We start from the raw sequence: 10011 nt of genomic DNA on the forward strand, positions 1-10011 counted from the left end.
CGATGATTGCGATCGACAGGGTCAGCGCAAAATGCTGGACCTGGAGAAAGCGCGCGAAGTCGCATGCAACGCCCAGCAATAATGCGATACCTCCAATATAGGCGAAGACAACGCTGGAGCCACTCCAGCGGACGGAGCGCGAGGTGAGATAGGCAAGCCCGCTCCACAGAAACATGACCAGGGCGATGGCCGCACCGAAGGTGCTGAAACCGTAGCGATCGATGAGGCTGAAATCGTGCAACTCGCACAGCTTGTTGTTTGCGAGGCTGAGACCGAAGATGTTGGCAACCGTCAGGCAACTCCGCAGAGGCGTTGACCAGATCGTGACGGCCGCCAGCAACAGCACGATTGGCAATGTCAGCCCGATATTGGCGACCAGTCCGCGCACGACGATCGCGATTCCGGTCAGGAGATCGCGTGCGCCGGCAGGGATCAGGTAATTCGAATAGTTGCGCAGATGTCCGACCGAAGGCGTGTCGCTGATCTCGGCGGCCGTGATAGTCCCGCCGCCCGGTCTTTCACCGAATACAAATCGCCGCGCCGTCGTCATTGTGGCGCTGAGAGAGGTGCCGATGTAGCCGCCGCCCGACACCGTGGAGAGATAGTCGATCCGCCCGATCAAATTGTGGTGGTTCAACGCCTGCAACACACCAAGGCAAACGGCCGAAGAGCGAATGCCGCCACCGGACAATGCGAGCCCGGTGACGTCGAGCAACTGGCAGGGTTCCAGGCCATCGGCATCGAGGTGCCGCTCCGGCTCGCGCCGCGTGTTGATCGCCGCGATTTCGTCCCGAACGATCTGATGGTGCTTTTCGCACCAGGGAATTTCCTCGTCGATCGCCGCAGCGTTTTTCGACTCCGGAACGGGCGTGGCGGACCCCTGATCGAGCATGGGCGTCTCCCCAGCAAAAATCGATCAATCGACAATCAACAGTTGAAATTCACTTTCCAAGTATCTTTGGATTCGTCTCGCGGGCTGCGCGAACGTTCAATCCCACGTAGTAAAAGTTTGGGCTATGCCGCGGCGGTCCCTCGGCGGGCGCGCATGGAACTCGCGCGGACGCCGCACTTGCCCTGCGGCGCCGCACTCGGTGCGGACGGCTCCGGCACGCTTCGACGGCAACCGCCCCCGCGGAAGGAGCTCCCCCCGCCTCAGCCCATCGCCTCCAGCTCGTCGATCATGCCGGCAATGACGCTCAAGCCCCCATCCCAGAACTTAGGATCCTTGGCATCGAGCCCGAACGGCCGCAGCAGTTCGGAATAGTGCTTGGTGCCGCCGGCGGCGAGCATGTCGAGGTAGCGCTCGGCAAAGCCCTCGGCCGCGTTCTCGTAGACCGCATAGAGCGAGTTCACGAGACAATCGCCGAACGCGTAGGCGTAGACGTAGAACGGCGAATGGATGAAGTGCGGGATATACATCCAGTAGTTCTCGTAGCCCGCCTTGATCTCGATCGCGGGACCCAGGCTCTCGCCCTGCACCGACAGCCAGATCTCGCCGAGCCGCGTCGCGGTGAGCTCGCCGTTCTTGCGCTCGGTGTGGACCGCGCGCTCGAACGAATAGAACGCGATCTGCCGCACCACGGTATTGATCATGTCCTCGACCTTGCCGGCGAGCAGCGCCTGGCGCTGTTTTGCATTCTTGGTCTGGGCAAGGAGCCGCTTGAACGTGAGCATCTCGCCGAACACACTCGCCGTTTCGGCGAGCGTCAGCGGCGTCGGCGCCATCAGCGCGCCGTTCTTCGCCGCCAGCACCTGGTGCACGCCGTGGCCGAGCTCATGGGCGAGCGTCATGACGTCGCGCGGCTTGCCCTGGTAGTTCATCAGCACATAGGGATGCGCCGACGGCGTGGTCGGGTGCGAGAAGGCGCCCGGCGCCTTGCCCGGACGCACCGGCGCATCGATCCAGCGGTCGGTGAAGAAGCGCTCGGCGATGTCGGCCATGTCGGGCGAGAAGCCGCGATAGGCCGATAGCACCATGTTCCGCGCCTCGGGCCAGGCGATGGTGTCGGTCGCGGCAAAGGGCAGCGGCGCATTGCGGTCCCAAAAGGCGAGCCGCTTCTTCTTGAACCAGCGCGCCTTCAGCGCGTAATAGCGGTGCGACAGTTTTGGATAGGCCGCGCGCACGGAGGCGACCAGCGCGTCCACCACCTCGCGTTCGACGCGGTTGTTGAGGTGGCGGGAATCCGCGACGTCCTTGAAGCCGCGCCAGCGGTCGGAAATGTCCTTGTCCTTGGCGAGCGTGTTGGTGATCAGCGCGAAAGTGCGCTCATTGGCCTTGAAGGTCTTGGCCAGGGCTTCCGCCGCGGCCTTGCGCTTGGCGCCGTCGCGGTCCTGCAGGAAATTGAGCGTCGGCTCGATCGCAAGCTCCTTGGATCCGACCTTGAAGCGAAGACCCGAGATGGTCTGGTCGAACAGCCGGTTGAAGGCGGAATAGCCGGTCTGCGCCTTCTCCAGGAAGAGCTGCTCGAGCTTGTCGTCGAGCTGGTACGGCTTCTCCTTGCGCAGGTCCTCGATCCAGGGGCGGTAATGCGCGAGCTCTGGCGCCTGCATCGCGCGGGTCAAAATATCGTCATCGACACGATTGAGCTCGAGCGCGAAGAACAGAAGATGGGTGGACGCCGCCGTGAGGCGCTMCGACACATCGCCGTAAAACTTTGAAATCTTGGGATCAACGCTGTCGCCGGCGTGGACGAGGCCGGCGTAGGAGCCGAGACGGCCGGCGAGATCGTCGATCGCCTCATAGCGTCGCACGGCGCCGGCGAGCCACTTTCCGCCATCTTCGTTTGCTGTCCCTGTCGCGAGCTTGCCCTTGTAGTCGGTCTCGAACGCGACGCAATCGGCATCCATCCTTTCGAGATCGCGCGCCACTTCCGGCGCGTCGATCCCGGAATAGAGATCGGCGAGGTTCCACTCCGGAAGCTTGGCGGTCTTGCTCGCGGGCTTCGCAGGCGAACGCTTCGCAGGTGAAGGCTTCGCAGATGAAGGCTTGGAGGATTTGGCTTTGGCGGCTTTTTTGGTGTTCGGCTTGCGGAGGGCGGATGTGGAGCGCGAAGTCATTGTGCTGGAAACCTGTGTTCAACAAACGCGGCGGGCGGGGTCATCAAGATTTAAGAGTGTGTTAATCGGCTTCGGCCAGAGTGCCCCGATTCGAGACAGATAGTAGTAGCGTGCGGGGAACACCATGGCTGCCAGTATTTTGATCGCCGACGACGACGCAGTAGCCCGCCGGCTGGTCGAGAACATGGTGCAGAAATGCGGCTATGAGACGGTCGTCGTCGAGTCCGGCGACGCCGCGATTGCCGCCCTCACCGCCCCCGACGGACCTGTTATCGACGCCGTCATCCTCGACCTCGTGATGCCCGGCCTCGACGGCATGGGCGTGCTGGCGAAAATCCGCGAGGCCGGCCTGACCGTGCCGGTGATCGTGCAGACCGCCCATGGCGGCATCGACAACGTGATCTCGGCGATGCGCGCGGGCGCGGCCGACTTCGTGGTCAAGCCGGTCGGCATGGAGCGGCTCCAGGTCTCTCTGCGCAACGCGCTCAACGCCTCCGCACTCAAGGGCGAATTGCAGCGCATCCGTCACAGCCGCGAGGGACGGCTCACCTTCTCCGACATCGTCACGCGCGCCGAGGCGATGGCGGGCGTGATGCGGACCGCGCAGAAGGCGGCGGGCTCGTCGATTCCCGTGCTGATCGAGGGCGAGTCCGGCGTCGGCAAGGAGATGTTCGCGCGCGCCATCCATGGCAGCGGCGAGCGCAAGGCAAAGCCGTTCGTCGCGGTGAATTGCGGCGCGATTCCCGACAACCTCGTCGAGTCGATCCTGTTCGGTCACGAGAAGGGCGCCTTCACCGGCGCGACCGAACGGCACATGGGCAAGTTCGTCGAGGCCCATGGCGGCACGCTGTTTCTGGACGAGGTCAGCGAGTTGCCGCTGACCGCGCAGGTCAAGCTGCTCCGCGCGCTCCAGGAGGGCGCGGTCGAGGCGGTCGGCGGCCGCAAGCCGGTCAAGGTCGACGTCCGCATCATCTCGGCCACCAACCGCAAACTGCTGGAGCGGGTGAAGCAGGGCCATTTCCGCGAGGACCTGTTCTATCGCCTGCACGTGCTGCCGCTGACGATCCCCTCGCTGCGGGCCCGGCGCGAGGACATTCCGCATCTGCTGCGGCATTTCCTGGCGCGCTTCGCCGCCGAGGAAAACCGCGCGATCGCCGGCATCAGCGGCGAGGCGGTGGCGCACCTCGCGCAGCTCGACTGGCCCGGCAACATCCGCCAGCTCGAAAACGCTGTTTACCGTGCCGTGGTCATGAGCGAAGGCGACCAGCTCGGCCTCGGCGATTTCCCGCTGCTTGGCTCGCATCCGCACGCCGCAACGGACATTCCGACCGCACCGCTGATGATCGAGCCGATCGCGATGCCGGCCATGGTTTCAGGTAACGAAATACCGATTGCTCCGCTCCCCTCGACGGGAACTCTCGCCATGCTGACCGCGACCGGCGATGTCCGCCCGCTGGAGGAGATGGAGAACGAGATCATCCGCTTTGCGATCTCGCATTACCGCGGACAGATGTCCGAGGTCGCACGCCGCCTCAAAATCGGCCGGTCGACGCTCTATCGAAAGCTCGACGAGGCCGGCGTGCAGGGACATGGCGGGAAAAGCGGTGAGGAGACGCACTGAGCCTGATGCGAGGGGGGATTTTCTGACCCGACGGCGTGGCCGCAAGCCCTTCGCATTACGGCAGAATTCGTCTGCACTTTGAACCGTGACTTGGAAGTGACAGACAGAGGGAAAAGCGCGTGGCAGAAGCGCACAATCCGTTGCAAAGCGGCTTCCTAGAAGTCAGTTTGTCGTGAGTTGTCCCCGGTAGCGCTGGCTGCAAAATCGGGGCCTGTATATCGTCTGCGTAGGAATCGTTGCGTGCAGGCGTGCAACTTTCGAGAGGCCGGCGCGGTTTAGCCGAAGCTGAAGACGATAACAAAGCTGTTCCACAAGGGACAGTTCACCCGAGGGGTGCGACACAATGCGTGACTGTTTGAACCACCGTGCAGGCTTTGACCGCGTCTTGATGACGGTCGCGGCGACCTTCCTCACGGTGTCGGCCAGCTCAGCCCTGGCGCAGGATCAGGCGCGCAGCAGCGCCGCCGAGCTGGCGATCGAAGCCGCGATCCCGCGCCCCGAGCCCGCCAACGTCCCGCCTCCAACCGCCGCCGACATCAAGCTCGACACCACCGCCACGGTCCAGGAACCCGTGAAGGAGCCCGCCAAGGAGCCCGTCAAGGCCGAAGCCGCGCCGGCACCCGACAAGGTCGAGACCAAGCCTTCCGACGTCGCCACCACGCCCGCCACCGAGGCGCCGAAGAGCGAGACGGCCAAGACGGAACCCGCAAAGACCGAGCCTGCCAAGGCCGACACTGCGACGGCAACGCCGGCCGCTCCGGCAGCACCTGCCGCTGCAGCGCCCGCCGCCGAGCCGGTGAAGGCCGCGAGCAACGTTCCGGCCGCCGACCAGCCGGTCRCCGACAAGCTCAAGGACATGATCGGCGCCAAGACCTCGCGCTATCTCGACCGCAAGAACGAGCGCGCCGCCGTCGAGAAGTTTTACGGCGCACGCGACTTCGCGCCGGTCTGGACCCAGGGCGGCAGCCTGACCGCCGCCGCCAAGGGCGTGATCGCGCGGCTGAAGGATGCGGCTTCCGACGGCCTCAATCCCGCCGACTATCCGGTGCCGGATTTCGCTGCCGCGACGACACCCGATGCGCTCGCCGACGCCGAGCTCAAGCTCACCGCCAGCATGTTCGATTATGCGCGCCAGGCCCAGAGCGGCCGCATGCACTGGTCGCAGGTCAGCGGCGACATCCTCTATCCCGAGCATCCGACCGATCCGAGCGAGGTGCTCGCCAAGGTCACGACCGCGACCGATGCCTCCGCCGCGCTCGACAGCTACAACCCGCCGCAGAAGCTCTACAAGGAATTGAAGGCGAAGCTGGCGCAGCTGCGCGGCCAGACCGACGGCCCGGTGATCGAGATCGCCGACGGCCCCGCGCTGAAATACACCCCGGCCCGCGGCAAGAAGCAGGCTGAAATCGTCGTGGAAGATCCGCGCGTGCCGCAGCTCCGCGCCAAGCTCGGCATCGCCGAGAACGCCAGCGACACCCGTTACGATGCCGCGGTCGCCGAAGCCGTGCGAAAATTCCAGGACGGCGCCGAGATCAAGGCGACCGGCATCCTCGATGACAAGACGGTCAAGGCGCTGAACAGCCCGAAGCGCGACAAGCAGATCGACGTCGTGCTGGTGAACATGGAGCGCTGGCGCTGGCTGCCGCGCGACCTCGGCGTGCCCTCGCTGGGCGATGCCTATGTCATCCTCAACATTCCCGACTACACGCTGAAGGTAATGCAGCGCGGCCAGCAGGTCTGGACCACCCGCGTCGTCACCGGCAAGCCGGGCCAGCACGCCACGCCGCTGCTCACCGAGACGATGAAGTACATCACGGTCAATCCGACCTGGAACGTGCCGCCGTCGATCGTCTACAACGAATATCTGCCGGCGCTTCAGCAGGACCCGACCGTGCTCCAGCGCATGGGCCTCAAGCTCGAACAGAACCGCGACGGTTCGGTCCATATCTCGCAGCCGCCCGGTGAAGCCAACGCACTCGGCCGCATCCGCTTCAACTTCCCGAACAAGTTCCTGGTCTATCAGCACGACACGCCGGACAAGAACCTGTTCGCCAGGGACGAGCGCGCCTTCAGCCATGGCTGCATGCGCGTGCAGAATCCGGATCAGTACGCTTCCGTTCTGCTCAACATCACCATGCCGAACGAGAAGTACACGCCGGAGCGCGTGCGCAGCATGTACGGCAAGAGCGAGATCGACCTGAAATTCCCGACCCCGATCCCGGTCAACATCACCTACCAGACCGCGTTCGTGGACGACGGCGGCAAGCTGCAATTCCGCAAGGACGTCTATGGCCGCGACGCGACCATGATCAACATCCTGAAGAACGGCCGCGGCAAGGATCTCGAGAACGTCGTCGCGCACTCGCAGCCGAGCTATTCGCGCCCGGCGACGACGCTGCCATCCGGCGTGGCGATAGCCAACAATGGCGGTGGCTTCGGCTCGTCCGGTCCGAACTTCTTCGAACGGCTGTTCGGGGCGCCGACCCCGCCGCCGGCTCCGGTCGGCCGTCGGCCGCAGCAGCAGCGGGTGTTCACCCGCTGAGCCCGGCGCCGCTTTTCCTGAAATTCTTCAATAAAATCAGCGGCCCCATCCCCCGGATGGGGCCGTTTAACGTTAACCACTCTCCACCCGCGCTCGGGCAGCGGGCGTTTTTTCGCCACACTAGGCCGCTTAGGTCGGTACTCTGACTTGGTTCTGGGGGCGGGAAGGTCAACCTCAAATTAACCTTCTCGCTTTAACAAAGCGTTCATCCTCTTTCGCGCGCTAGCGGGGTTGGCGGGAGAGTCCATTTTGAACGCTGGTCGACTGGGTGGGCTCTAACGTGCTGACTGGTCTCGCACGCCAATTCTTTGTGCTGTCGTTGTCCCATGCGGGAGTGAGGGCCGGTTCCCGGATCGGCCTCGCTTCCGTGTTGCTGTTTGCTGCCGCAGGTTCAGTTCACGACGCCGCGGCGCTGAACGAAACCAAGACGCTCTCGTTCCACCACACCCATTCCGGCGAAGATCTTACCGTCACCTTCAAGCGCGACGGGCGCTTCGACGAAGCGGCCCTGAAACAGCTCAACCACTTCCTGCGCGACTGGCGCACCCAGGACGAGACGGTCATGGACCGTCACCTGTTCGACATCCTCTGGGAAGTCTATCGCGACGTCGACGGCAAGCAGCCGATCCAGATCATCTCCTCCTACCGTTCCCCCGCCACCAACGCCATGCTGCGCCGCCGTTCCTCCGGTGTGGCGCGCTTCAGCCAGCACATGCTGGGGCATGCGATGGATTTCTACATTCCGGGCGTGCCGCTGGAGCAGATCCGCTTCGCCGGCCTGCGCCTCCAGCGCGGCGGCGTCGGTTTCTATCCGACCTCCGGCTCGCCCTTCGTGCATCTCGATACCGGCAGCATCCGGCACTGGCCGCGGATGACGCATGACCAGCTCGCCCGCGTCTTCCCGGACGGACGCACGGTTCATGTCCCGACCGATGGCACGCCGCTGAAGGGCTATGAGCTCGCCAAGGCCGAGATCGAGCGCCGCGGCAGCGGCGACGATTCCGGCAGCAAGCCGAATTTCTTTGCCGCCCTGTTCAAGGGCAAGACGGCTCCGGCCGCCACGAGCAGCGACGAGGATGACGAGGGCGCGCCTGCGGCGACCGCGAAGCCCGGCGCGCCGACCGTGGTCGCAGCCGCGGCCAAGCCGGCCGATCCGGTGCCGACGCCCCGCGCCAAGCCGTCAATGGCCGCGACGATCCAGCTCGCTTCGGCCGATGCGCAGCTTGTTGCGCCGCCGAAACCGAAACCCGCGCCTGTGGCTGACAAGCCTGCCGCCGGCAAGTCTGCTGACGCAAAGCCGGAGACGCCGGCCGACATCATCAACGCCCGCGGCTTCTGGGATACCCCGGCCACGCCGCAGCAGGCGACACCGGCGCAGGTCGCCGCGCTGAAGGCGCGCCAGGCGCTCGCCGCCGCCACCGACCCGCAGCCGACCGCAAGCGTCTCCAACGCAGCCTACCAGGCACTGGCCTACGCGCCGGCCGCCTCGCCGGTCGATCGTGCCAATGTCGTCGCCGCCTCCGCCCCGCTCCCGCGCTCGGCACGGCCTGCATCTGCGACGCGCAACCTCGCGCCCGCGACCGAGATCAACACGGTGGTCGGCAAGAGCATCGACGGCATGGTCGCAACCGCGACCCGGCTCTCCGCGGCCAAGGGCGAGAGCATCTGGCTCAAGATCGTGATGCTGTCGCCGAGCGCCAGCCGCTCGATGTCGGTCACGCTGATGGGTGAGCTCGACATGACCGCGATGCGCGCCTATTTCGTCAAGCCGCAGGCCGTGATCGCGATGGGCTTTGCCGACGATCCGATGCAGGGCCTGTCCTGCGACAGCTTCTCGGGCAGCGCGACCGCAAAGCTCGAGACGACGTCCTTCGTCGTGCGCACCGCCGCGCTGCGCTGAAGCGGTATTTCCACGAACACAGCGTCGCGTAGCCCGGATGGTGCGACGCAATCCACGGACCTGACAGCGCCACATCCTCCGTGTCGTCCCGGCCTCGTGCACGCGCTGTGCTCGCATGTCCGTGACGACAGATGAACGGATTTTGCCCAAGCCTGGTGCGCATGTGCACTAAGGAGGATTCCCCCACTTCCAACGGGTAATCACCCGGTATCGCCGCGCCTTCCAAGCGCGCATTGTGGCAATGCGCGAATAACCCGGAAGGGAGCGTGCGATGTCAGTTCCATGCAAATCCGAGCTCAGCCTTCTGAACCAGGACGAGCGCGAAGTCATCTTGAATACGCACCATCCCGTGGTTGGAGAAATGGAGCGCGATGGACTTGAGGGCCTTCGCGACCGGCTACGGGATCTGCGCGACAGGGAGCGTACATTGTCGCGGCATCGACGCCGCGAAACAAAGGGGACGGCCGACCCGCGCGGCAAGAGCTTCTCCGGAACGGCAGAGCACGCAAACCGGCGCCAATCAGTCTTCGCTGCCGCCATCAAACGCGTCAAGAACGAGCTGAGGCGCATCCGGAAGTTTGAGGCACGACGGGAGCTCGGGGAAGCGGCGCGACGGGCGCTGGCACTTCGCCGGGCACGTCAGTTTGCGCGACCGCAGACGCCCCCAACTTCGCATGACGGCATGCGGTCCATCCCGAGCCGCCGCCGGATCAAGAAACTTCCACCGGAAAAAATCGGAAGGGTCTCGCAGGCCAACAAGCGGGCGCAGGCCCGACGGGACTCCAAACGCTGACGCGGCAATTGAGACGAGACCGGCAATCTTGCGGATCGAAGCTGCGCGCCGGACCGACGCAGTCTCGTAGCCCGGATGGAGCGAAGCGTAATCCGGGA

Annotated in this window: 5 protein-coding genes and 1 pseudogene; 4 read left to right on the forward strand and 2 right to left on the reverse strand. The window is 64.8% G+C overall.

Features of this window, described 5'->3' with window-relative positions; translation table 11 throughout:
- Together ACXJL8_RS23340 and ACXJL8_RS23345 are read right to left on the reverse strand one after the other, a co-directional pair.
- Positions 1-892 (reverse strand): annotated as a pseudogene (locus ACXJL8_RS23340) (cell division protein); the annotation flags it as partial.
- 260 nt (positions 893-1152) lie between these two features.
- Entirely contained in the window at positions 1153-3057 is a 1905-nt protein-coding gene (locus ACXJL8_RS23345) for a M3 family oligoendopeptidase (protein WP_456685655.1), read from the reverse strand.
- 124 nt (positions 3058-3181) lie between these two features.
- Here ACXJL8_RS23345 and ACXJL8_RS23350 point away from each other — a divergent pair, with 124 nt between their 5' ends.
- From ACXJL8_RS23350 to ACXJL8_RS23365, 4 genes are all read left to right on the forward strand, one after another.
- Entirely contained in the window at positions 3182-4678 is a 1497-nt protein-coding gene (locus ACXJL8_RS23350; RefSeq protein ID WP_456620272.1) for a sigma-54-dependent transcriptional regulator, read from the forward strand.
- A 343-nt stretch (positions 4679-5021) separates the two neighbouring features.
- Positions 5022-7220 carry a L,D-transpeptidase scaffold domain-containing protein gene (locus tag ACXJL8_RS23355; protein ID WP_456685656.1) on the forward strand — a complete coding sequence of 733 codons (2199 nt, stop codon included), beginning with the start codon at positions 5022-5024 and terminating at the stop codon, positions 7218-7220.
- Between the two features lie 268 nt (positions 7221-7488).
- Complete coding sequence (locus ACXJL8_RS23360; protein ID WP_456620270.1) at positions 7489-9120, forward strand: DUF882 domain-containing protein; 1632 nt, start codon at positions 7489-7491, stop codon at positions 9118-9120.
- Between the two features lie 271 nt (positions 9121-9391).
- Positions 9392-9913: a hypothetical protein gene (locus ACXJL8_RS23365; RefSeq protein ID WP_456620269.1), complete on the forward strand. Its 522-nt coding sequence runs from the start codon at positions 9392-9394 to the stop codon at positions 9911-9913.
- Positions 9914-10011: the final 98 nt, after the last annotated feature.

The organism is Bradyrhizobium sp. P5_C11_2 (assembly GCF_054049755.1).